This is a genomic window from Salmonella sp. A29-2 (genome assembly GCF_020150755.1).
Lineage (GTDB): Bacteria > Pseudomonadota > Gammaproteobacteria > Enterobacterales > Enterobacteriaceae > Salmonella > Salmonella enterica.
Genome location: NZ_CP083731.1, coordinates 2,999,480 through 3,021,092, shown reverse-complemented (window position 1 = coordinate 3,021,092; position 21,613 = coordinate 2,999,480). Strand labels below are relative to the sequence as shown.

Annotated in this window: 22 protein-coding genes; 14 read left to right on the top strand and 8 right to left on the bottom strand. The window is 52.9% G+C overall.

Annotated features, from left to right (window positions below; translation table 11 throughout):
• Nucleotides 1-24: 24 nt before the first annotated feature.
• The 3 genes from gsiB to gsiD are packed head-to-tail and all read left to right on the top strand — an operon-like array spanning nucleotide 25 to nucleotide 3,458.
• Nucleotides 25-1,563, top strand: coding sequence for a glutathione ABC transporter substrate-binding protein GsiB (gsiB, locus tag K8W53_RS14795; protein ID WP_052939249.1), 1,539 nt, complete (start codon nucleotides 25-27; stop codon nucleotides 1,561-1,563).
• Nucleotides 1,564-1,623: 60 nt separating this feature from the next.
• Nucleotides 1,624-2,544, top strand: a complete 921-nt coding sequence (gene gsiC, locus K8W53_RS14790; RefSeq protein ID WP_000936066.1) for a glutathione ABC transporter permease GsiC — start codon at nucleotides 1,624-1,626, stop codon at nucleotides 2,542-2,544.
• 2 nt (nucleotides 2,545-2,546) lie between these two features.
• On the top strand, nucleotides 2,547-3,458 hold the full coding sequence (gene gsiD, locus K8W53_RS14785) for a glutathione ABC transporter permease GsiD (protein ID WP_001236024.1): 912 nt from the start codon (nucleotides 2,547-2,549) through the stop codon (nucleotides 3,456-3,458).
• Between the two features lie 90 nt (nucleotides 3,459-3,548).
• On the opposite strand, the gene rimO is transcribed toward gsiD, so the two are convergent.
• Nucleotides 3,549-4,874 carry a 30S ribosomal protein S12 methylthiotransferase RimO gene (gene rimO / locus K8W53_RS14780; RefSeq protein WP_000073317.1) on the bottom strand — a complete coding sequence of 442 codons (1,326 nt, stop codon included), beginning with the start codon at nucleotides 4,872-4,874 and terminating at the stop codon, nucleotides 3,549-3,551.
• Between the two features lie 230 nt (nucleotides 4,875-5,104).
• Between rimO and bssR the strand changes: the two genes are divergently transcribed.
• Nucleotides 5,105-5,488 (top strand): biofilm formation regulator BssR, encoded by a 384-nt coding sequence (gene bssR / locus K8W53_RS14775; RefSeq protein WP_000259651.1) that lies wholly within the window; start codon nucleotides 5,105-5,107, stop codon nucleotides 5,486-5,488.
• A gap of 118 nt (nucleotides 5,489-5,606) precedes the next feature.
• Nucleotides 5,607-6,728 carry a PQQ-dependent sugar dehydrogenase gene (locus tag K8W53_RS14770; RefSeq protein ID WP_017441945.1) on the top strand — a complete coding sequence of 374 codons (1,122 nt, stop codon included), beginning with the start codon at nucleotides 5,607-5,609 and terminating at the stop codon, nucleotides 6,726-6,728.
• Here the strand turns inward: K8W53_RS14770 and K8W53_RS14765 are convergent.
• On the bottom strand, nucleotides 6,725-7,351 hold the full coding sequence (locus K8W53_RS14765; RefSeq protein ID WP_000631901.1) for a glutathione S-transferase family protein: 627 nt from the start codon (nucleotides 7,349-7,351) through the stop codon (nucleotides 6,725-6,727). The two genes, K8W53_RS14770 and K8W53_RS14765, sit on opposite strands and share 4 nt — an antisense overlap.
• A gap of 243 nt (nucleotides 7,352-7,594) precedes the next feature.
• Between K8W53_RS14765 and dacC the strand changes: the two genes are divergently transcribed.
• A complete protein-coding gene (gene dacC, locus K8W53_RS14760; protein WP_000195712.1) occupies nucleotides 7,595-8,797 on the top strand; it encodes a serine-type D-Ala-D-Ala carboxypeptidase in 1,203 nt (400 codons plus the stop codon).
• Between the two features lie 44 nt (nucleotides 8,798-8,841).
• Here the strand turns inward: dacC and deoR are convergent, their stop codons facing one another.
• Entirely contained in the window at nucleotides 8,842-9,600 is a 759-nt protein-coding gene (gene deoR / locus K8W53_RS14755) for a DNA-binding transcriptional repressor DeoR (RefSeq protein WP_000450106.1), read from the bottom strand.
• A gap of 71 nt (nucleotides 9,601-9,671) precedes the next feature.
• Nucleotides 9,672-10,280 carry an undecaprenyl-diphosphate phosphatase gene (gene ybjG, locus K8W53_RS14750; RefSeq protein ID WP_023181381.1) on the bottom strand — a complete coding sequence of 203 codons (609 nt, stop codon included), beginning with the start codon at nucleotides 10,278-10,280 and terminating at the stop codon, nucleotides 9,672-9,674.
• A gap of 312 nt (nucleotides 10,281-10,592) precedes the next feature.
• Between ybjG and K8W53_RS14745 the strand changes: the two genes are divergently transcribed.
• Nucleotides 10,593-11,825 carry an MFS transporter gene (locus K8W53_RS14745; RefSeq protein WP_001181284.1) on the top strand — a complete coding sequence of 411 codons (1,233 nt, stop codon included), beginning with the start codon at nucleotides 10,593-10,595 and terminating at the stop codon, nucleotides 11,823-11,825.
• 53 nt (nucleotides 11,826-11,878) lie between these two features.
• Here K8W53_RS14745 and K8W53_RS14740 read toward each other — a convergent pair whose 3' ends face one another.
• Nucleotides 11,879-12,694, bottom strand: coding sequence for a Cof-type HAD-IIB family hydrolase (locus K8W53_RS14740; protein WP_000023554.1), 816 nt, complete (start codon nucleotides 12,692-12,694; stop codon nucleotides 11,879-11,881).
• The gene (locus tag K8W53_RS14735) at nucleotides 12,691-13,902 is read right to left on the bottom strand and encodes an MFS transporter (protein ID WP_000217430.1); all 1,212 of its coding nucleotides are present in this window, start codon (nucleotides 13,900-13,902) and stop codon (nucleotides 12,691-12,693) included. The genes K8W53_RS14740 and K8W53_RS14735 overlap by 4 nt, the downstream gene beginning before the upstream one ends.
• 167 nt (nucleotides 13,903-14,069) lie before the next feature.
• Between K8W53_RS14735 and K8W53_RS14730 the strand changes: the two genes are divergently transcribed.
• Nucleotides 14,070-14,690, top strand: a complete 621-nt coding sequence (locus K8W53_RS14730; RefSeq protein WP_000661870.1) for a TetR/AcrR family transcriptional regulator — start codon at nucleotides 14,070-14,072, stop codon at nucleotides 14,688-14,690.
• Between the two features lie 116 nt (nucleotides 14,691-14,806).
• On the opposite strand, the gene K8W53_RS14725 is transcribed toward K8W53_RS14730, so the two are convergent.
• Entirely contained in the window at nucleotides 14,807-16,492 is a 1,686-nt protein-coding gene (locus tag K8W53_RS14725; protein ID WP_001024852.1) for an aspartate:alanine antiporter, read from the bottom strand.
• Nucleotides 16,493-16,762: 270 nt separating this feature from the next.
• On the opposite strand from K8W53_RS14725, the gene K8W53_RS14720 reads away from it, so the two are divergent.
• Nucleotides 16,763-17,140 (top strand): inner membrane protein YbjM, encoded by a 378-nt coding sequence (locus K8W53_RS14720; RefSeq protein WP_000680850.1) that lies wholly within the window; start codon nucleotides 16,763-16,765, stop codon nucleotides 17,138-17,140.
• A gap of 31 nt (nucleotides 17,141-17,171) precedes the next feature.
• Here K8W53_RS14720 and K8W53_RS14715 read toward each other — a convergent pair whose 3' ends face one another.
• Nucleotides 17,172-17,435, bottom strand: a complete 264-nt coding sequence (locus K8W53_RS14715) for a GrxA family glutaredoxin (RefSeq protein ID WP_000495513.1) — start codon at nucleotides 17,433-17,435, stop codon at nucleotides 17,172-17,174.
• Between the two features lie 169 nt (nucleotides 17,436-17,604).
• Between K8W53_RS14715 and K8W53_RS14710 the strand changes: the two genes are divergently transcribed.
• From K8W53_RS14710 to potF, 5 genes are all read left to right on the top strand, one after another.
• Nucleotides 17,605-17,895, top strand: coding sequence for a YbjC family protein (locus tag K8W53_RS14710; protein ID WP_001259137.1), 291 nt, complete (start codon nucleotides 17,605-17,607; stop codon nucleotides 17,893-17,895).
• Nucleotides 17,879-18,601, top strand: coding sequence for a nitroreductase NfsA (nfsA, locus tag K8W53_RS14705; RefSeq protein WP_000075300.1), 723 nt, complete (start codon nucleotides 17,879-17,881; stop codon nucleotides 18,599-18,601). The genes K8W53_RS14710 and nfsA overlap by 17 nt, the downstream gene beginning before the upstream one ends.
• 57 nt (nucleotides 18,602-18,658) lie before the next feature.
• Nucleotides 18,659-19,561, top strand: coding sequence for a 30S ribosomal protein S6--L-glutamate ligase (gene rimK / locus K8W53_RS14700; RefSeq protein WP_023224502.1), 903 nt, complete (start codon nucleotides 18,659-18,661; stop codon nucleotides 19,559-19,561).
• 96 nt (nucleotides 19,562-19,657) lie between these two features.
• Nucleotides 19,658-20,134, top strand: coding sequence for a YbjN domain-containing protein (locus K8W53_RS14695; protein ID WP_000624810.1), 477 nt, complete (start codon nucleotides 19,658-19,660; stop codon nucleotides 20,132-20,134).
• 348 nt (nucleotides 20,135-20,482) lie between these two features.
• The gene (gene potF, locus K8W53_RS14690; RefSeq protein ID WP_000125769.1) at nucleotides 20,483-21,595 is read left to right on the top strand and encodes a spermidine/putrescine ABC transporter substrate-binding protein PotF; all 1,113 of its coding nucleotides are present in this window, start codon (nucleotides 20,483-20,485) and stop codon (nucleotides 21,593-21,595) included.
• The last annotated feature ends 18 nt before the right edge of the window (nucleotides 21,596-21,613 follow it).

Sequence of the window (21,613 nt, the reverse complement as noted above, 5' to 3'; positions counted from 1 at the left end):
CAGGCAGGGTTTCAGGAGAACAACATGACGCAATTTATTACGCATAAATGGCTGGCGGCGCTGGGACTGGCCTCATCCATTGCGGCTTTTCCGGCCCTGGCGGCCAAAGATGTGGTGGTGGCGGTAGGGTCTAATTTCACCACGCTCGATCCGTATGACGCCAACGATACGCTCTCGCAGGCGGTGGCGAAGTCATTTTATCAGGGGCTGTTTGGCCTGGATAAAGACATGAAGGTAAAAAACGTCCTGGCGAAAGGCTATACCGTTTCTGATAACGGTCTGGCCTACACCATTACCCTACGGCAGGGGGTGAAATTTCAGGACGGCGCGGATTTTGATGCGGCGGCGGTGAAAGCGAATCTCGATCGCGCCAGCAATCCGGATAACCACCTCAAACGTTATAACCTGTATAAAAATATCGCAAAAACGGAGGTTGTCGACCCGGCAACGGTAAAAATTACCCTGAAACAGCCGTTCTCCGCTTTCATTAATATTCTGGCGCACCCGGCGACGGCGATGATCTCGCCGCAAGCGCTGGAAAAATATGGCAAGGATATTGGTTTTCATCCGGTCGGTACCGGTCCATACCAGCTTGAAACCTGGAATCAGACCGACTTTGTCAAAGTGAAAAAGTTCGCCGGTTACTGGCAGCAGGGCTTACCCAAGCTGGATTCTATTACCTGGCGTCCGGTTACTGACAACAATACCCGCGCGGCGATGCTGCAAACTGGCGAAGCGCAATTTGCTTTTCCTATCCCTTATGAGCAGGCCGCGTTACTGGCGAAAAATAAAAACCTCGAACTGGTCGCCAGCCCGTCCATTATGCAGCGTTATATCAGTATGAATGTGACGCAGAAGCCGTTTGATAATCCTAAGGTGCGTGAGGCGTTGAATTACGCTATCAATCGTCAGGCGCTGGTTAAAGTGGCGTTTGCCGGATACGCCACGCCGGCGACGGGCGTGGTGCCGCCGTCGATAGCCTATGCGCAAAGCTATCAGCCGTGGCCCTATGATCCGGCTAAAGCGCGCGAACTGTTGAAAGAGGCGGGGTATCCAGACGGTTTCAGTACCACGCTGTGGTCATCGCACAACCATAGCACCGCGCAAAAAGTGTTGCAGTTTACCCAACAGCAACTGGCGCAGATTGGCATTAAAGCCCGGATAACCGCGATGGACGCTGGCCAGCGCGCCGCGGAAGTTGAGGGCAAAGGGCAAAAAGAGAGCGGCGTGCGAATGTTCTATACCGGCTGGTCGGCGTCGACGGGCGAAGCTGACTGGGCGTTATCGCCGCTCTTCGCATCACAAAACTGGCCGCCGACGCAGTTTAATACCGCTTTTTACAGCAACAAGCAGGTCGACAGCGATTTGGCGGCGGCCTTAAAGACCAACGATCCGCAGGAGAAAACACGATTGTACAAAGAGGCGCAGGATATTATCTGGAAAGAGTCGCCCTGGATACCGTTGGTGGTGGAGAAATTGGTTTCTGCGCACAGTAAAAATTTGACCGGTTTCTGGATTATGCCGGATACCGGTTTCAGCTTTGACGATGCGGATTTGAAGTAAGTAATGCGATGGGGCTGGATGGCGCGCGCGTTGTCCGCCATCCGGTAAAAGGTTCGTGTGATGCTTAACTATGTTCTCAAGCGCCTGCTGGGATTAATTCCTACGCTGTTGATTGTGGCAGTGCTGGTGTTTTTATTTGTTCATTTGTTGCCCGGCGACCCGGCGCGGCTGATAGCCGGACCGGAAGCCGACGCGCAGGTGATCGCGCTGGTTCGTCAGCAGCTGGGGCTTGATCAGCCGCTTCATGTCCAGTTTTGGCATTACATCACCCATGTTTTACAAGGCGATTTCGGGACGTCAATGGTTTCCCGCCGCCCGGTTTCTGAGGAGATCGCCAGCCGCTTTTTGCCGACGCTGTGGCTGACGATAACCAGTATGATATGGGCGGTGCTGTTTGGCATGGCGATCGGCATCGCCGCCGCCGTGTGGCGTAATCGCTGGCCTGACCGGGTAGGAATGACGCTTGCCGTGACCGGCATTTCTTTCCCGGCTTTTGCGCTGGGAATGTTGTTAATGCAGATTTTTTCCGTGGATCTGGGCTGGCTACCGACCGTGGGGGCGGATAGCTGGCAACATTATATTTTACCCTCCCTGACGCTTGGTGCGGCGGTGGCATCAGTCATGGCGCGTTTTACGCGCTCCTCGTTTGTCGATGTGCTGAGCGAGGATTACATGAGGACCGCGCGGGCGAAAGGCGTCAGTGAAACGTGGGTGGTGTTAAAACATGGCCTGCGCAATGCGATGATCCCGGTCGTCACCATGATGGGACTGCAATTTGGCTTTCTGCTTGGCGGATCGATCGTCGTCGAAAAAGTGTTTAACTGGCCGGGGCTTGGGCGGTTACTGGTCGACTCCGTCGACATGCGCGACTACCCCGTGATTCAGGCGGAAGTGCTGCTGTTTTCTCTGGAATTTATTCTTATCAACTTAGTGGTGGATGTCCTCTATGCCGCCATTAATCCGGCTATCAGGTATAAGTAAGGATGCGATTATTTAACTGGCGCCGTCAGGCGATTTTACATGCTATGCCGGTGGTAAAACCCGACCAGATACGCACGCCGTGGCGGGAGTTCTGGCGTCGTTTTCGCCGCCAGCATGTCGCGTTGGTCGCCGGGGGATTCGTACTGGCGTTAATTCTGGTGGCGATTTTTGCCCGTTGGCTGACACCCTACGATGCGGAAAACTATTTTGACTACGATAGCCTGAACAATGGCCCCTCTTTGCAGCACTGGTTTGGCGTTGACTCGCTGGGAAGAGACATCTTTAGCCGGGTTCTCGTTGGGGCGCAGATCTCACTGGCGGCGGGCGTGTTCGCGGTATTTATCGGCGCGATAATCGGTACGGTGTTGGGATTGCTGGCGGGATATTATGAAGGCTGGTGGGATCGTTTCATTATGCGCATTTGCGATGTGCTGTTCGCCTTCCCCGGCATTTTGCTGGCGATTGCCGTTGTGGCGGTGTTAGGCAGCGGTATTGCTAATGTGATCGTTGCGGTGGCGATTTTCTCTATTCCGGCGTTTGCACGTCTGGTGCGCGGAAATACCCTGGTCTTAAAACAGCAGACGTTTATTGAGTCTGCCCGCAGTATCGGCGCCAGCGATACGACGATTTTGTTTAGCCATATATTGCCGGGAACGGTCTCGTCAATTGTGGTTTTCTTTACGATGCGTATCGGTACGTCAATTATTTCCGCGGCAAGCCTGTCATTTCTCGGATTAGGCGCGCAGCCGCCAACGCCGGAGTGGGGAGCGATGCTCAATGAAGCGCGGGCGGATATGGTCATCGCGCCGCACGTAGCGCTCTTCCCGGCGGTGGCGATTTTCCTGACTGTGCTGGCGTTTAACCTGTTAGGCGACGGGTTGCGCGATGCGCTGGACCCGAAGATTAAGGGGTAAGCCAGCCCGGTGGCGTTGACGCCTGGCGGGCCTGGAACGGCCTCGTCAGGCGGGATAACACATCCGGCACCCGCGCCGGGGGAGGTGGCGTTAAACCCGACTGCCCCACAAATCATATTCGTCGGCGTTTTCCACTTTCACGCGCACGATATCGCCCGGCTTGACGTTGGTTTCGCCGTTCAAATAGACCGCGCCGTCAATTTCCGGCGCATCCGCCATGCTACGCCCGATAGCGCCTTCTTCGTCAACCTCATCAACGATCACCAGAATTTCGCGGCCCACTTTTTCCTGCAAGCGCTCAGCGGAGATTTGCTGTTGCAGTTGCATAAAGCGGTTCCAGCGCTCTTCTTTCACCTCTTCCGGCACCTGATCCGGCAGCTCATTCGCGCCTGCGCCTTCCACCGGGCTGTACTTGAAGCAGCCTACACGATCGAGGCGCGCCTCTTTCAGGAAGTCGAGCAGCATCTGGAAGTCTTCTTCCGTTTCGCCGGGGAAGCCGACAATAAAGGTGGAGCGTAGGGTCAGTTCCGGGCAGATTTCGCGCCACTGCTTAATGCGCGCCAGCTGGCGGTCAACGGAACCGGGACGTTTCATCAGTTTAAGAATCCGCGGGCTGGCATGTTGCAGCGGAATGTCCAGATAAGGCAGGATTTTGCCTTCCGCCATTAGCGGAATCACATCATCAACGTGTGGGTAGGGGTAGACGTAGTGCAGACGTGTCCAGACGCCCAGTTTTGATAACTGTTCGCACAGGCTCACCATACTGGTTTTCACCGGTTCGCCATTATGGAATCCGGTGCGGTGCTTCACATCTACGCCGTAGGCGGAGGTATCTTGCGAAATCACCAGAATCTCTTTGACCCCGGCATCAACCAGACGTTTCGCTTCACTTAATACGTCGCCAATCGGGCGGCTGACCAGATCCCCGCGCATCGACGGGATGATGCAGAACGTGCAGCGGTGATTACAGCCTTCAGAAATTTTCAGATACGCATAATGGCGCGGCGTCAGTTTTACACCCTGTTCCGGTACGAGGCTTAAAAATGGATTGTGCTTCGGCTTCGGTACGTAATGATGTACGTGCTGCAGAACTTGCTCATAGCTATGCGGCCCGGTGATTTCCAGTACTTTCGGATGCACTTCGCGGATCTGATCTTCTTTTGCGCCCAGGCAGCCGGTGACGATTACCTTACCGTTTTCGTTCAGCGCTTCGCCAATGGCTTCCAGCGACTCTTGTACCGCGCTGTCAATAAAGCCACAGGTATTAACGATAACCATATCCGCATCGTCATAGCGTGGCACAACGTCATAGCCTTCGGTACGCAGCTCAGTCAGGATGCGTTCCGAATCAACGAGGTTTTTCGGACAGCCCAGGGAAACGAAGCCGATCTTTGGCTGGTGGGTTACATTACTCATAGCTTAAAAAGTGTTCATTTATTGGAATGGTCAGGGCAGGGATTCTACAGATATCCGAACAAAAATTGTATCGCAATCTCATCAGGAGCGGCGGCATCAACCGTTGTGGTTATCAGCAAAAGGTGAAAAAGGGCAATTCTAAGAAAATTCTTGATCTCTGACACCCCTTTGTCTAAAAAACGACCATACTATTAAGTTGAACCCTGGTAGAAAAGAGGAGGAAAAAAGGTATGGTCGTTGACAGACTGAGAACCGATCTTCTCAACAAGCTGATAAACGCGCGTATCGATCTTGCCGCTTATCTGCAATTGCGAAAAGCGAAGGGGTATATGTCAGTCAGCGAAAGTGACACTCTGCGTGACAATTTTTTTGAACTGAATCGCGAGCTCCACGATCACGCTTTACGGCAGGGACTGCATCTCGATCAGGAAGAGTGGAACGCGCTGCGCCGTGCCGAAGGCGCGCTTGCAGCCGCCGCCGTTTGTTTAATGAGCGGACACCATGATTGTCCGACCTTTATTGCCGTCAACGCAGATAAACTTGAAAACTGTCTGACAACTTTGACGCTGAGTATTCAGAGTCTGAAAGCACATTCACCGCTTACACAGGTCTGAATAAGGGGGAGGCGACTCCCCCTTTTTACCGGACCGCGCCGCTTAATGTTTTGTAAAAATAAACCCGACCTCTTGCGATGCTGACTACGCTTTAACGCAGAGCCCTGAAGGAGGCGGTATGCGTCGAATACTTCTCGCGATAGTTTCATTCTCTCTTTTCTCTTCATGGGCGAACGCCAATCTTGCGCCGGTGAACGTTGAGGTGCTACAAACCCGACTCGATCACCCGTGGTCGCTGGCTTTTTTGCCGGATAACCGTGGGATGCTCATTACCCTGAAAGGGGGACAACTGCGCCACTGGCAGACGGGGAAGGGACTTTCCGATCCGCTGGCTGGCGTACCGAAAGTGTGGGCAAACGGGCAGGGAGGTTTGCTGGACGTCGTGCTGGCGCCTGACTTTGCCCAGTCGCGCCGCGTCTGGCTGAGCTATGCTGAAGCTGACCGCGAAGGAAACGCCGGTACGGCAGTCGGTTTTGGACGGCTGAGCGACGATCTTCAGCGTCTGGAGCATTTTCGTACCGTGTTTCGCCAGATGCCTAAGCTGTCTACCGGCAACCATTTCGGCGGACGTATGGTATTCGATGCGCAAGGGTTTCTTTTTATTGCCCTGGGTGAAAATAACCAGCGCGCTACCGCGCAGGATTTGGATAAATTACAGGGTAAGCTGGTGCGCCTGACCGGGCAGGGCGAAATTCCGCCGGATAATCCGTTTGTGCATCAGGCGGGCGCGCGTCCGGAAATCTGGTCTTACGGTATTCGTAATCCGCAGGGGCTGGCCATCAATCCCTGGAGCGGCGCGCTATGGCTGCATGAACACGGTCCGCGCGGCGGCGATGAAATTAATATCCCGGAAAAAGGCAAAAATTATGGCTGGCCGCTGGCCACATGGGGCGTCAACTATAGTGGTCTGAAAGTGCCGGAAGCCAAAGGTGAAATTGTCGAGGGAACGGAGCAACCGGTTTACTACTGGAAGGATTCTCCGGCGATCAGCGGGATGGCTTTTTATGCCAGCGACGTTTTTGCGCCGTGGCGGCACAAACTGTTTATCGGCGCGCTAAAAGATAAAGAGGTCATTGTGATGCGCGTCGATGGCAATACGGTGACGGAAGAAGGCCGTATTCTGGGTGACAGAAAGCAGCGTATTCGGGATGTGCGTGTCGGACCTGACGGCTACTTATATGTGTTAACCGATGAGTCCGACGGGCAGTTACTCAAGGTAAGTCCTGCAGCCACGCGTTAGGTCACCGGGATCATCACCACTTTGCGAAAAGCAGGGCGCTCGGTAAGCTGTTGATACCAGCGTTCCAGATTCGGGCGCGGCGTCCATTTCAGATCCACGTTCAGCAGGTTATAGACGAAAGGCGCAATAGCGATATCGCCGGTGCCAAAGTTATCCCCGGAAAACCACGGCTGGTGGGCCAGAGCATCATCAAGAAGCGCAAACAGGCCATCACACTTTTCGATACCAGCTTCAATTGCCGCCTGGTCGCGTTTTTCCGGCGGGGTTCTGACCAGTCCCATCAGGATCACACGGTGCGCCGGGCTTAACGTTTGATTCGCCCAGTCCATCCATTTTTCGCCCTCCGCACGCCGCGCCGGATTATCAACCCATAGCCGGTTCTGGCCGTATTGCGCCGCCAGATAGCGGACAATGGCATTGGATTCCCACAATAACAGGTCGGTTTCATCATCTTTAAGCAGCGGCACCAGCCCATTGGGATTCATCGCCAGATAGTCGGCATCCTGGTTAACGCCGAATTTTCCGCCTGCCAGAATTTGATCGTATGGCAGTTCCAGCTCTTCAAGCGTCCACAACACTTTTTTAACATTAGTCGAGTTGTTCCGGCCCCACAGCGTAATCATATTAACCCCTTCCGTTTTATCAGGATGATGACAGTAATCGGCCTACCGTGAGATAAACCTAACATTTACACAATGGTCTGTAAAAAAATCGTTATGAAGGAAGCGTAACGGGATGTTATTGCATAAACTTTAAAAACTTTACCAAGTTACGGTTTCTTTAACGTCGTGAGTGCGTTATTACTCACCGCACTTATTACACGGTGGTGTGACGTGTGTTTTTGGAATGGATACTCGGGTGGTACTATGACGCAATACGCTTCTTCCCTTCGTAGCCTCGCGGCAGGTTCGGTTCTCTTATTCCTTTTCGCTTCGCCTGTAAAGGCAGAGGAACAAACGATCGCGCCGCCGGGCGTTGATGCGCGAGCCTGGATCTTAATGGATTACGCCAGCGGTAAAGTACTGGCGGAAGGCAATGCCGATGAGAAACTCGACCCTGCCAGTTTGACAAAAATTATGACCAGCTACGTGGTGGGCCAGGCGCTGAAGGCAGGGAAAATCAAGCTGACCGATATGGTGACGGTGGGCAAAGATGCCTGGGCGACGGGGAACCCGGCGCTACGTGGGTCGTCGGTGATGTTTCTGAAGCCAGGCGATCAGGTGTCGGTTGCGGATCTTAATAAAGGCATCATCATTCAGTCAGGTAATGATGCCTGTATCGCGCTTGCCGACTACGTCGCCGGAAGCCAGGAGTCCTTTATCGGCCTGATGAACGCCTATGCGAAACGACTGGGATTAACGAATACAACCTTCCAGACGGTACACGGTCTTGATGCGCCAGGGCAGTTCAGTACCGCTCGCGATATGGCATTGCTCGGCAAGGCCTTGATTCACGATGTGCCTGACGAATACGCCATTCATAAAGAGAAAGAATTTACTTTTAATAATATTCGTCAACCAAACCGCAACCGCCTGTTGTGGAGCACCAATCTGCATGTCGACGGCATGAAAACGGGGACAACGGCAGGCGCTGGGTATAACCTTGTCGCCTCCGCCACCCAGGGCGATATGCGCCTGATCTCTGTCGTGCTGGGGGCGAAAACGGACCGTATTCGTTTTAATGAGTCAGAAAAACTGCTGACCTGGGGTTTCCGCTTCTTTGAAACGGTCACGCCGATTAAACCTGACGCGACATTCGTGACGCAACGGGTCTGGTTTGGCGATAAGCGTGAGGTCAATTTGGGGGCGGGCGATGCGGGGTCTGTGACGATTCCGCGTGGGCAGCTTAAAAACCTGAAGGCCAGCTTTACGTTGAACGAACCACAGCTCACGGCGCCGTTGAAGAAAGGGCAGGTTGTCGGCACCATCGATTTCCAGCTTAACGGAAAATCCATTGAGCAACGCCCGTTAATGGTGATGGAAAACGTCGAGGAGGGGGGATTTTTCAGCCGGATGTGGGATTTTGTGCTGATGAAACTCCATCAGTGGTTTGGCAGTTGGTTCTCGTAAAATAACTCCGTTGCCGGGTGCGCGTCGCATCCGGCAACGGGCGGTTAATACATCAGAGTAATTTGTTGCGCTTTAGCGTAGGCCACAAAGGCCTCATCGGGACGGCGGTCGCTGATAATCGTATCAAAGCGTGATAATTCCCCCATCCGCGCCGGACGTACCTTGCCGAATTTACTGTGATCCACCACCAGTACATGGCTCTGTGCCATTGTCATTGCCCAATGTTTTACCGGCAGCTCTTCCAGATTAAAGCAGGTAGCGCCTTTACTGGTATGAACGCCGGCGGCGGAATAAAACGCGATATCCGGACAAATATTGTTTAACGTTTCATGGAAATCAAGCGGCTTGAAAATGGCGTTGCTGGCGTGAAACTCCCCGCCGCTGAGGATGGCGCGGCAATGGGGTTTGTCCTGCAGCGCCAGGAAGGTATTAAGTGAATAGCACACCGCCGTAAAGGGAAGGTCATTATCAATGGCTTCAATGATCCACGGCGTGGTGGTGCCACAGTCAATAAATACCGTCTGATGCGCTTGTACCAGGCCCGCAGCCAACTGAGCGGCTCGGCGTTTTTCTTCCACCAGACGAGATTTTTGATCGCTTAACAGATAATGACTGGCGCTGCGGGGCTCCAGTACGATATAGCCGCCCAGCAACACGACAGGCGCGCTTTTATGGTTCAGGTCGCGACGAATGGTCATTTCAGAGACGCCCAACAGGGTCGCGGCTTCTTTTAGATGAAGTTTATCGCTGCGTTTTAAGGCCTGCAGCAATTGACCAATACGCTCGTCGCGTCGCGTTTCCATAGTTCCCCTGGAGAGTTAAATAAGCGCTCCGCACCATACAGAGCGCTTAATATTACTCTTTTTTTCGCTGGTTAGTCACGTACCCAGCCTTTTCGAATGGGCAATGCGAAACAGAAACGGTAACAACGTTGCAGCGCCTGGTAGAGCGGCGCGCCGTACCATTGCCAGATCAGCTGTGCGCTCAGGCAGCCAAGCATCGCTACCAGCAGCGCGCCAATCATATCTAACGGCCAGTGTACGCCGAGATAGACGCGCGACCAGGCGATGGTCATGGCTATCGCCATCATCACGATGCCTGACCAGAGGCGGTGCCAGAACAAAAACGCCAGCGCAAAGGTAAAAATCACCGTACCGTGATCGCTGGGGAACGAGTCATCGGCGGCATGATGCAGGAAGTTATAGCCGATATGATCGACAAACGGACGGTCGTGCGGGAAAAGGTGTCCCATTGTCCAGGAGACCGCCAGACTGATAATCAGCGCGATGCCGATTTTAACGATCAGCTGACGCTGGGCGCAGACCCGATCGCGGGGACCCCACAGCCAGAGTACCACGGCTAAGAGCGGGACGATGTTGATGACATCTTTGGCGATAAAGATAGCGAGCGAAATCGTCCACTGCGCGGAATCAGGCGTGGCGTTAATAAAATAAAACAGCGAGTTGTTAAGGTTTTCCAGCATAACATCCAGGCTCGGAGCAATGAAATCAAAAGGGATAGCCAGCTCATCCCCGTGCAAACTGAGCATAAATGCAGCGTAACAGAGAGGAAAAGCAGTATTGTCTTATTTGGCGGCAACATGAAGAGATTTAAGACAATGGCATAAAATAATGTCGATGATAACGGCGCAAACTTAAATTAACCTTAAAGTACGCAAGCGCTAAGCGGCTTTCTGTAAAAATGTGCGCTATTTCCCTTGCAGCCTCATAATTCGCTATCTCAGTTCCCCGACTTTCATTACACTCTGCGCGGTTTTTATTGGCGAAGAGATGGTATGCAGAATCGTTTACAATCAGGCGGCAGGCTGGGACGTCAGGCGCTACTTTTTCCTCTCTGTCTGGTGCTGTACGAATTTTCTACTTATATTGGCAACGACATGATCCAGCCGGGTATGCTGGCGGTGGTTGAGCAGTATCAGGCGGGCCTGGACTGGGTTCCGACGTCCATGACCGCTTATCTGGCGGGCGGTATGTTCTTACAATGGCTGCTTGGCCCGTTGTCTGACCGGATTGGCCGTCGTCCCGTGATGCTGGCGGGCGTCGTGTGGTTTATTGTCACCTGCCTGGCGACGTTACTGGCGAAAAACATCGAACAATTTACATTCCTGCGTTTTTTGCAAGGGATTAGCCTGTGTTTTATCGGCGCTGTAGGGTATGCCGCGATTCAGGAATCCTTTGAGGAAGCGGTATGTATAAAAATTACCGCGCTGATGGCGAACGTGGCGTTAATCGCGCCGCTACTGGGACCACTGGTTGGGGCGGCATGGGTGCATGTTCTGCCGTGGGAGGGGATGTTTATTTTATTTGCCGCACTGGCCGCTATCGCCTTTTTCGGGCTACAGCGCGCAATGCCGGAGACCGCCACGCGGCGGGGCGAAACGCTGTCATTTAAGGCGCTTGGCCGGGATTATCGGCTGGTGATAAAAAATCGGCGGTTCGTCGCAGGGGCGTTAGCGCTGGGATTTGTCAGCCTGCCGCTGTTGGCCTGGATTGCGCAGTCGCCGATTATCATCATTAGCGGCGAACAGCTCAGCAGCTATGAATATGGTCTGCTGCAGGTGCCCGTTTTTGGCGCGCTCATTGCCGGTAATCTGGTGTTAGCGCGTTTAACCTCCCGACGTACGGTTCGCTCGCTGATCGTGATGGGCGGCTGGCCTATCGTCGCGGGGCTGATCATCGCCGCGGCGGCGACGGTGGTTTCATCCCATGCTTATTTATGGATGACGGCGGGATTAAGCGTATACGCTTTTGGCATTGGGCTGGCGAATGCCGGACTGGTGCGTCTGACGCTCTTCTCCAGCGATATGAGTAAAGGAACGGTCTCGGCGGCGATGGGAATGCTACAAATGCTGATTTTTACCGTTGGCATTGAAGTCAGTAAACACGCCTGGTTAAGCGGCGGCAATGGGCTATTTAGCCTGTTTAATCTGGCAAACGGTATTCTTTGGCTACTGCTGATGCTGGTCTTCTTAAAAGATAAGCGGACGGGTAATTTGCAAACAGTCTGAGAGAGCGGCTACGCCTGATAAGCTTTCTGTTATCAGGCATAGAGAGGCATCCGCTAGACGTTGAACGGCGGCTCGTTGTTTAATACGCTGTCGATAATATCCAGCACGCCTTCCTGGTTGTTCGATCCGGCGCGGTATTTCGCCGCCGCCGCGACCGCTTCGCTGGCGTGCGACATGGCAAAACTAAACCCGGCCTGACGCAGCATCTCAATATCGTTGCCACCGTCGCCGAATACCACCACTTCACTATCATGAATGCCCCAGCGCTGCTGTAACAGACGCAGGCCGTTGGCTTTATGCACGCCGGGAATAATTAAATCAATACTGCCATAGCCGGTATGAACGGGGACCATGATATCGCCAATGGCGTCGTGCAGCGCCGCCTGTACTTCCGGTATCCGTTCATCGGTAATATTAAGGCCGAATTTGAAAAAAACATCGTTGATATTATTAAAATTATCCACAAACTCCAGACGATGATAATACATTGCCGCAACGGCTTTTAACGCATCGTTGTACCGTTTCAGCGTGTAGGCGCTGTTTTTTCCACAGGCGATAATCTCCACATCGGCGCGTGTGAGCAGGTGTTCGACAACCGTCTGGAAGTCGGCTTTTGTCAGCTCGCCGTTAAAAATATCCTCTCCTTCGCTGACCACCCAACCGCCATTTTCCGCGACAAAAGCGATTTCGTGCGCAATTTCCGGAAAGAACGAGATTAACTGGTAATACTGGTTGCCGCTGGCCACGACAAAGCGAATGCCTTGCCGCTTCATTTGTTGGTACTGCGCCATAAACCGGTCACGGTTATAGGTTTTTTGATCGCTCAGAAAAGTGCCGTCCATGTCGACGGCGATTAATTTAATACTCATGCGTTATGCTCCATCACCGGTTGCGGAGTCGATACAGGTTTGGCGACGGCCTTCGCCACCAGCGCCGCCAGAATAACCAGCGCCAGCACAACCATCATGGCGCTGCGTAATCCATAATGCTCTCCCAGATAGCCCAACAGCGGCGGCCCGACCAAAAACGCCAGATAGCCGGTCGTGGCGACAACGCTCACGCGCGTCGGCGCGTCGGGACCGGTATCGCTGGCGGCGGAAATGGTCAGCGGGAAGCCGAGCGAAGCGCCCAAGCCCCAAAGAATGACCGAGACGCCGGCAACCCAGTCGCTATCGACAAAAATAATCAGGCCAATGCCCAGCGCTCCCATCAACGCGCTGGCGCGAACAACCGTTACCCGGCTATAGCGGTCAATAAACCAGCCGCCGGTAAAGCGGCCAACGGTCATACCAAGCGTGAAACCGGCGTAGATCAGAGAGCCGGAGGTTGGGCTAAAACCGTGTCCGTCTACCATCAGTAGCGGCAGCCAGTCATTCGCAGAGCCTTCGGCGAATGCCATTGCCAGCACCACCACACCAATAAGCAAAAGCTGGATGTCCCGATAAAAAGGTAATCCTTTTTCCTGAAGGTGAGCATCTTCCGATGCGTTTTTACCCGTACCGTCAGGGATCGCCCGAATGGCGATAAAAATGGGCGCGATCGCCACGGCAGCCGCGAGGATGATATGGATGTTAGCCGGGACGCTTAATGCGGTTAACGCCATGCCGACACCAGCGCCCGCCAGCGTGCCGAAACTGTAAAAACCATGCATCATCGGCAGAACGGTTTTATTCAGCTCGCGTTCGACCGCCGCGCCTTCGACATTAATCGCCACTTCGGCGGCGCCAAAACTGGCGCCGAAAACGGCTAATCCAAGGGCAAAAATCAGCGGCGAGGCGCACCACAGCGCGACGCTAAGAATAACCATCCCGGTTACTGCGCAGGTCATCGTCGTGCGAATAACCTTCCGGGTGCCAAATCGTTTCACCAGCCAGGCGGAACAAAGAATACCGCTCATTGAACCGATAGAAAGCCCAAATAAGACCGCCCCCATTTCCGCGGTAGAGACGGAAAGAATATCCCGAATAGCAGGCGTTCGGGTTGCCCAGGAGGCCATCAGCAGTCCGGGTAAAAAGAAGAACATAAACAGCGCCCAGGTACGGCGTTTTAAGGCGTTACGTGAGGAGAGGACGGTCATAGCGTCAGGCCAGAAAATAGAAGCGAGAGGTAAACATTAGCAAGCTTGTGTACATTTGTACATATCGTCGTCATACTTCGTTGTGCAGACAGTTTTTACTGTCTGTTTTTTCAGCGTAAGCGGCAGGCTACTATCGCCTGCATCCTGAATGAGATGTGGAACTCATCATGAAAGAAAATGCCGTAAGACGCGCCAATGATCCTAAGCGACGGGAAAAAATAATTCAGGCCACACTGGAAGCGGTAAAGACCTATGGCGTTCATGCCGTGACGCACCGGAAAATCGCCGCTATCGCTCAGGTGCCGCTTGGCTCGATGACCTACTATTTTGCCGGTATGGATGCGTTATTGAGTGAAGCTTTTACACTTTTCACCGAGAACATGTCGCGTCAATACCAGGACTTTTTTGCGCAGGTGACGGATGCGGAGGGGGCGTGCCAGGCGATAACGGAAATGATTTACGGCTCGCAGGTTACGACGCCGGATAATATGGCGTTAATGTATCAGTTATATGCCTATGCCAGCGATAAGCCAGCGTTAAAAATAGTCATGCAAAACTGGATGCAGCGTAGCCAGAATACGCTGGCGCAGTGGTTTGACGCACAGACCGCCCGCGCGCTGGATGCGTTTATCGAGGGGATGACGCTGCATTTTGTAACGGATCGAACGCCGCTGGCGCGTGAAGCGATTTTACAGATGGTAAAGCGAATCGCCGGAGCGTCAATGTCGTGTCACTCTGCGTCAGGCAACAAAAAACCCACCAACCTTGAACCGAAATGGCGGGGTTGATGGGCTCCACAAAATGGGGACATCAAAGAAAAGCAGTGGCAATAGGTATGACTGATGCTTTAACGAAAAGTTCGACCTATTGGCAAAATTTTTTCACTTAAAGGCAAACTTCAGTTTTATCCTAACCCCGGCCAGATGATGACAATAAGCGTCCCCGCCAGCGTTAGCAGGACGTTGGCGATGGCGTAAGTCCCCGCATAACCCAGCGCTGGAATATTGCTGCGCGCCGTATCGCTAATGATTTCCATCGCCGGGGCGCAGGTACGCGCGCCCATCATGGCGCCGAACAGCAGCGCCCGGTTCATGCGCAGCACATAAGCGCCAAACAAGAAGCAGATCACCACCGGTACCAGGCTGACGACAAGCCCGGCGATCAGCATTTGTCCGCCGACCGCGCCCAGACCGTTGTTGATACCGCTGCCGGCGCTTAAACCAACGCCTGCCATAAATACCATCAAGCCGAATTCTTTCACCATGTTAAGCGCGCCCTGCGGAATATAACCAAAGGTAGGATGGTTAGCGCGCAGGAAACCGAGCATGATCCCGGCGAACAGCAATCCGGCCGCGTTGCCGATGCCGAAACTAAAATTGCTGAACTGGAAGGTAATCATCCCGATCATTAACCCGATGATAAAAAAAGCGCAGAAGGCGAGCAGGTCCGTCACCTGGCTATGGATCGAAATAAAACCAATGCGATCGGCGATGGTTTTTACGCGTCTGGCGTCGCCGCTCACCTGTAACACGTCGCCTTTATTCAGCACGACGTTATCGTCGATAGGCATTTCGATCTGGCTGCGGATGACGCGGTTAAGGAAGCAGCCATGATCGGTCAGCTTGAGCTGAGCGAGGCGGCGACCGACCGCATTGTGGTTTTTCACCACAATTTCTTCCGTTACGATGCGCATATCAAGCAGATCGCGATCAAACACTTCCTTACCATTACGGAAGCTGGGATCGAGCCTGGCGTGCGCGTCCGGATAGCCGACCAGCGCAATCTCATCGCCCATTTGTAGCACCGCATCGCCATCCGGGTTCGCCAGAATACCGTTACGACGAATACGTTCGATATAGCAGCCTGTCTGGCGGTAAATACCCAGCTCGCGCAGGTTTTTGCCGTCAGTCCAGGCCACCAGTTCCGGGCCAACCCGATAGGCGCGGATAACCGGCAAATAAACCTTGCGATTAGCATCGGTATCCAGACCGCGCTCGCGAGCAATTTGCTGGGCGCTGGTTTGCAAATCCTGATGCTGCAGTTTAGGCAAGTAGCGCGCGCCCACGATCAGACTGACCAAGCCAATCAGATAGGTCAGGGCATAGCCCAGGCTCAGATTATCAAGAGCGGAGGAGAGTTGCGTGCTGGCGATGCCGGAATGTCGCAGGGTATCGCCTGCGCCAACCAGCACGGGCGTGGATGTCATTGAGCCGGCCAGCATACCGGCCGTCAGGCCGATATCCCAGCCGAATAGCTTACCAAGGCCTAAGGCGATTAGCAGAGCGCTACCGACCATGACCAGGGCAAGCATCAGATAGTTTTTACCGTCGCGAAAAAAAATCGAAAAAAAGTTGGGGCCAGCCTCGACGCCGACACAAAAAATAAACAGCATAAATCCCAGATTTAGCGCGTCGGTGTTAATACTGAAGTGTTGCTGCCCTAATAATAGAGAGACCACTAAAACGCCAATGGAATTACCAAGTTGGACTGAACCCAGACGTAACTTGCCAAGACACAGGCCAAGAGCCAGGACCACAAATAATAACAGGATGTAATTCCCATTTAACAAATCTGCGACGTTTATATTCACGGAGACTAACTTCTTGTTTACGAGTAAGCTGTTGAAAGAAATGGTAATTTACGCTACTGTTTTTATCATGAATTAAGGGTGCAATCGTATTGCATACAGCATCCAAATAAAAACAACACAACAATATATCCTGCTAGTTTAATCTTATTGCGTACTAACGGCTATAAGAATCGTGCAGGTGTGTTTTTGGCATGGAATGCCACATGACTTTATCTGACTGGATGCCTCACGGCGGAAAGCGTGTTCGATAGAGAGTGTCAGGAGGAACGATTGAAACATAAACACGGGTGGGCAAGCGTTGTCTGCTGCTTTGTACTCTTTATTGTGGTGTGTCTTTCATTAACTATGCATGTACAAGGCGCTTTTCGCGCGGCAGGGCATCCTGAGATTGGACTGTTATTTTTTACGTTGCCTGGCGCGGTGGCCAGTTTTTGTTCTCACCGGCGCGAGGTGATCCGACCGCTGATCGGGGCGATGCTGGCGGCGCCGTTTTGCCTGGTGTTAATGCGCGTGGTATTTATGCCTACCCGATCGTTTTGGCAAGAACTGGCGTGGTTATTTAGCGCCGTATTCTGGTGTGCGTTAGGCGCGCTCTGTTATTTGTTTATTAGCAGCCTGTTTAGCCACCGGCGAAAAAAACGCCGATAGCGCCCTCCGGTAGAGGGCGTTGCCAGAGCAATCAGGCGAAAAGATTCAGATTTTCTTTTGCCCATGCTTCAAAATCCGTACAGCCGCCGATATGTTTTTGATCGACAAAAATCTGCGGTACGGTTTCTACAGGTTTACCTACGGTTTTTTCCAAATCCGCTTTAGTAATGCCTTCAGCATGGATATCAATATAGCGGTAGTTAAAATCGTCGCGTTCTTTGCTCAGTTTTTCCGCCAACTCTTTTGCACGCACGCAATAAGGGCACCCTGGGCGGCCAAAAATAACAGTAAACATATCTCTCCTCGAACATAAAGCCAGACGGCGAACAGGTGTTATCATGCCGCGATTTACGGCAGATGAAAAGCAGGTTACGCCTGTTCCTTTGATAACCCAGGGCTATATCTGTTAAGCACGCCGGACCAGAACGTTCTACACTGTGCGTCAGTTAACCGGGAGGCTTGATATGCGCACGATTGGCGTGTTACCCAAAAGCGTACTGATACTGGAATACCTCGGTATGATTTTGCTGGCGCTTGCTCTGCTATCGCTTAATCATTACCTTACGCTGCCCGCGCCGTTCAATACGCCGCTGGCTGGCGTATTGATGGTTTTCCTCGGCGTCGTGTTGATCCTCCCCGCCGCGGTGGCGATGATGTGGCGTATTGCGCAGTTACTGGCGCCGCAGTTGATGAAACGTCCACCCGACATTTCTTCCCGTTCAGATAGAGAAAAGCATAATGAGTCCGACCATTGAACTTCTTTGTGGCCATCGTTCTATTCGCCATTTCACCGATGAACCCGTGACTGACGCGCAGCGAGAGGCCATTATTGCCGCCGCGCGCAGCACGTCCAGTTCCAGTTTTTTACAGTGCAGCTCTATTATCCGTATTACCGATAGGGCGCTGCGCGAGGCGTTAGTGCCCCTGACGGGCGGGCAAAAGCATGTGGCGCAGGCCGCTGAGTTCTGGGTATTTTGCGCCGATTTTAATCGTCATTTGCAGATCTGTCCTGACGCGCAGTTGGGGCTTGCCGAACAACTGCTGCTCGGTGTCGTCGATACGGCGATGATGGGGCAAAACGCGCTGACGGCGGCGGAATCACTGGGGTTAGGCGGCGTGTATATCGGCGGCATCCGTAACAATATCGAGTCTGTTACCGAACTATTAAAATTGCCGAAGCATGTATTGCCGCTCTTTGGCCTGTGTTTGGGATGGCCTGCGGATAATCCGGATCTGAAACCGCGCCTGCCTGCCGAGCTTGTGGTTCATGAGAACCAGTATCAACCGCTTGATGAAAAGCTGCTGGCGCGCTATGACGAGCAGTTGGCTGAGTATTATCTGACCCGCGGCAGTAATACGCGACGCGATACCTGGAGCGATCATATCCGTCGCACCCTGATTAAAGAAAATCGCCCATTTATCCTTGAATATTTGCATAAACAGGGCTGGGCGACGCGCTAAAACCTGCGGGCCAGTGTATGATACGCGGGCTTTTCAGGGTTTTCAGCGAGGTGCAGGGTGAAAATTGCCATATTGTCCAGGGATGGAACGCTCTATTCTTGCAAACGTCTGCGCGAAGCGGCGATGCGGCGCGGCCATCTGGTCGAGATACTCGATCCTCTTTCCTGCTATATGAATATTAATCCGGCAGCGTCGTCGATCCATTACAAGGGGCGTCGTCTGTCCCATTTTGACGCCGTTATTCCCCGTATTGGTTCGGCCATTACCTTTTATGGTACCGCTGCGCTACGTCAGTTTGAGCTACTGGGTAGCTATCCGCTGAATGAATCCGTCGCTATTACCCGCGCGCGCGATAAGCTGCGATCGCTACAACTTCTGGCGCGCCAGGGGATCGATCTCCCCATTACCGGGATCGCCCATTCGCCGGATGATACCAGCGATCTTATTAAGATGGTTGGCGGGGCGCCGCTGGTCGTGAAGCTGGTAGAAGGCACGCAAGGGATCGGCGTGGTATTGGCGGAGACGCGTCAGGCTGCTGAAAGCGTTATTGATGCGTTTCGGGGGCTGAATGCCCATATCCTGGTTCAGGAATACATTGCCGAAGCTAAAGGATGCGATATTCGTTGTCTGGTCGTCGGCAATGAGGTTGTGGCGGCGATTGAGCGGTGCGCGAAAGCCGGTGATTTTCGCTCCAATCTTCATCGTGGCGGGGTGGCCAGCATCGCGACGATCACGCCCCGTGAACGGGATATCGCCATCAAAGCCGCACAGACGCTGGGGCTGGATGTGGCGGGTGTCGATATTTTACGCGCCGCGCGCGGGCCGCTGGTGATGGAGGTGAATGCCTCGCCGGGACTGGAAGGTATCGAAAAGACTACGGGCGTGGATATCGCGGGGCGAATGATTCAGTGGATAGAACGTCACGCTACGCCTGAATTTTGCCTTAAAATCGGCGGCTAATCGCAATCGTGGATTCCGCCGTAGTACGAAGCACGCTTTTTGCGTAAGCTGTGCCAGTAATTTTTTCATCGTCATCGTAAGAGGTAGCACATTATTATGATATCACTGGTCGTTCCCACTCTGGATACGTTGCGTCAATGGCTCGACGACCTGGGCATGAATTTCTTCGAATGTGATACCTGCCAGGCGCTGCATTTGCCGCATATGCAGAATTTTGACGGCGTCTACGATGCTAAAATCGATTTGGTGGACAACACCATTCTTTTTTCCGCGATGGCGGAGGTCAGGCCTTCCGCGTTGCTGCCGCTGGCGGCCGATCTCTCTGCTATCAACGCCAGTTCGTTGACGGTAAAAGCCTTTCTCGATATGCAGGATGATAATCTACCAAAACTGGTTGTGTGCCAGTCTTTATCCGTTATGCAAGGCGTCACCTACGAACAGTTCGAATGGTTTGTTCGCCAAAGTGAAGAGCAGATTTCTATGGTGATCCTTGAGGCCGGGGCGCATCAGCTTCTGTTTAACGCGGAAGAAGACGCGCAAAAAACCAGCGCGGTTGACCATTTTCTTCACTAATCCCTTCCGATAATCAGGCAGTCGCTGCCAGCGCGGCTGCTGTTTACACTTTTTTATGCTGCTATTAACCTTTATTTAAAGAATTATTCACCTCCTTTCTGACCATTTCGCTTTATCACATAGACAAAACCTGCATAAAAAATTGATAAAAGGCGTTTTTTAATCTGGGCTATAGCCTCAAACCTTAGCTAAAGTTATTCTTGCGAAGCTTCTATAGCGAGCTTGATGGCAGGGAGGGCGACCTCTCTTCTTCATTTGTATCAAATGAAAAGGTATGCACATTTCAGGCATGTTTTAAACCACGCCTAATGGGTTCATTTGTTAACGGATTTCAGAAGGAAAGCGATGATGACCGCCTTAAAGAAAAAATGGCTATCGGGTCTGGTTGCGGGTGCTCTGATGGTCGTCTCTGTCGGCACGCTCGCTGCCGAACAAAAAACGCTGCACATTTATAACTGGTCAGATTATATCGCGCCGGACACGGTGGCGAACTTTGAAAAAGAGACCGGGATTAACGTTATCTATGATGTCTTTGACTCTAACGAAGTGCTGGAAGGCAAGTTAATGGCAGGCAGCACCGGGTTCGATCTGGTGGTGCCATCGGCCAGTTTTCTTGAGCGCCAGCTCACCGCGGGCGTTTTTCAGCCGCTGGATAAAAGCAAACTTCCCGGCTGGAAAAACCTCGATCCTGAACTGCTGAAACTGGTAGCGAAGCACGATCCTGACAACAAATACGCCATGCCCTATATGTGGGCCACGACGGGCATTGGCTATAACGTTGATAAAGTGAAAGCGGTGCTGGGGGATGATGCGCCAGTGAATAGCTGGGATTTAGTCCTCAAGCCGGAAAATCTGGAGAAGCTAAAAAGCTGCGGTGTCTCTTTCCTTGATGCGCCTGAAGAAATTTTTGCCACCGTGCTGAACTATCTGGGTAAAGATCCGAATAGCAGCAAAGCGGATGACTACACCGGCCCGGCAACCGATCTGTTGTTGAAGCTACGGCCAAACATTCGCTATTTCCACTCCTCGCAATACATTAACGATCTGGCTAATGGCGATACCTGTGTAGCCATCGGCTGGGCGGGCGATGTCTGGCAGGCCGCTAACCGGGCGAAAGAGGCGAAAAATGGCGTCAATATCTCTTTCTCGATCCCCAAAGAGGGGGCAATGGCGTTTTTTGATGTGTTTGCCATGCCGGCTGACGCCAAAAATAAAGACGAGGCCTACCAGTTCCTTAATTATCTGCTGCGCCCTGATGTGATTGCCCATATTTCCGATCACGTTTTCTACGCCAATGCGAATAAAGAGGCGACGGCGCTGGTCAGCCAGCAGGTGCGCGATAACCCGGGAATTTATCCGCCAGCGGATGTGCGGGCCAAGTTGTTTACCCTGAAAGTGCAGGAGCCGAAGATTGATCGCGTCCGCACCCGCGCATGGACGAAGGTGAAAAGCGGTAAGTAATTGATTAACGGTATGGCC

What these genes read in the sequence shown, in the direction of transcription:
- gsiB (WP_052939249.1), top strand. Translation starts at nt 25, where the DNA reads ATGACGCAATTTATTACGCATAAATGGCTGGCGGCGCTGGGACTGGCC.
- gsiC (WP_000936066.1), top strand. Translation starts at nt 1,624, where the DNA reads ATGCTTAACTATGTTCTCAAGCGCCTGCTGGGATTAATTCCTACGCTG.
- gsiD (WP_001236024.1), top strand. Translation starts at nt 2,547, where the DNA reads ATGCGATTATTTAACTGGCGCCGTCAGGCGATTTTACATGCTATGCCG.
- rimO (WP_000073317.1), bottom strand. Translation starts at nt 4,874, where the DNA reads ATGAGTAATGTAACCCACCAGCCAAAGATCGGCTTCGTTTCCCTGGGC.
- bssR (WP_000259651.1), top strand. Translation starts at nt 5,105, where the DNA reads ATGGTCGTTGACAGACTGAGAACCGATCTTCTCAACAAGCTGATAAAC.
- K8W53_RS14770 (WP_017441945.1), top strand. Translation starts at nt 5,607, where the DNA reads ATGCGTCGAATACTTCTCGCGATAGTTTCATTCTCTCTTTTCTCTTCA.
- K8W53_RS14765 (WP_000631901.1), bottom strand. Translation starts at nt 7,351, where the DNA reads ATGATTACGCTGTGGGGCCGGAACAACTCGACTAATGTTAAAAAAGTG.
- dacC (WP_000195712.1), top strand. Translation starts at nt 7,595, where the DNA reads ATGACGCAATACGCTTCTTCCCTTCGTAGCCTCGCGGCAGGTTCGGTT.
- deoR (WP_000450106.1), bottom strand. Translation starts at nt 9,600, where the DNA reads ATGGAAACGCGACGCGACGAGCGTATTGGTCAATTGCTGCAGGCCTTA.
- ybjG (WP_023181381.1), bottom strand. Translation starts at nt 10,280, where the DNA reads ATGCTGGAAAACCTTAACAACTCGCTGTTTTATTTTATTAACGCCACG.
- K8W53_RS14745 (WP_001181284.1), top strand. Translation starts at nt 10,593, where the DNA reads ATGCAGAATCGTTTACAATCAGGCGGCAGGCTGGGACGTCAGGCGCTA.
- K8W53_RS14740 (WP_000023554.1), bottom strand. Translation starts at nt 12,694, where the DNA reads ATGAGTATTAAATTAATCGCCGTCGACATGGACGGCACTTTTCTGAGC.
- K8W53_RS14735 (WP_000217430.1), bottom strand. Translation starts at nt 13,902, where the DNA reads ATGACCGTCCTCTCCTCACGTAACGCCTTAAAACGCCGTACCTGGGCG.
- K8W53_RS14730 (WP_000661870.1), top strand. Translation starts at nt 14,070, where the DNA reads ATGAAAGAAAATGCCGTAAGACGCGCCAATGATCCTAAGCGACGGGAA.
- K8W53_RS14715 (WP_000495513.1), bottom strand. Translation starts at nt 17,435, where the DNA reads ATGTTTACTGTTATTTTTGGCCGCCCAGGGTGCCCTTATTGCGTGCGT.
- K8W53_RS14710 (WP_001259137.1), top strand. Translation starts at nt 17,605, where the DNA reads ATGCGCACGATTGGCGTGTTACCCAAAAGCGTACTGATACTGGAATAC.
- nfsA (WP_000075300.1), top strand. Translation starts at nt 17,879, where the DNA reads ATGAGTCCGACCATTGAACTTCTTTGTGGCCATCGTTCTATTCGCCAT.
- K8W53_RS14695 (WP_000624810.1), top strand. Translation starts at nt 19,658, where the DNA reads ATGATATCACTGGTCGTTCCCACTCTGGATACGTTGCGTCAATGGCTC.
- potF (WP_000125769.1), top strand. Translation starts at nt 20,483, where the DNA reads ATGACCGCCTTAAAGAAAAAATGGCTATCGGGTCTGGTTGCGGGTGCT.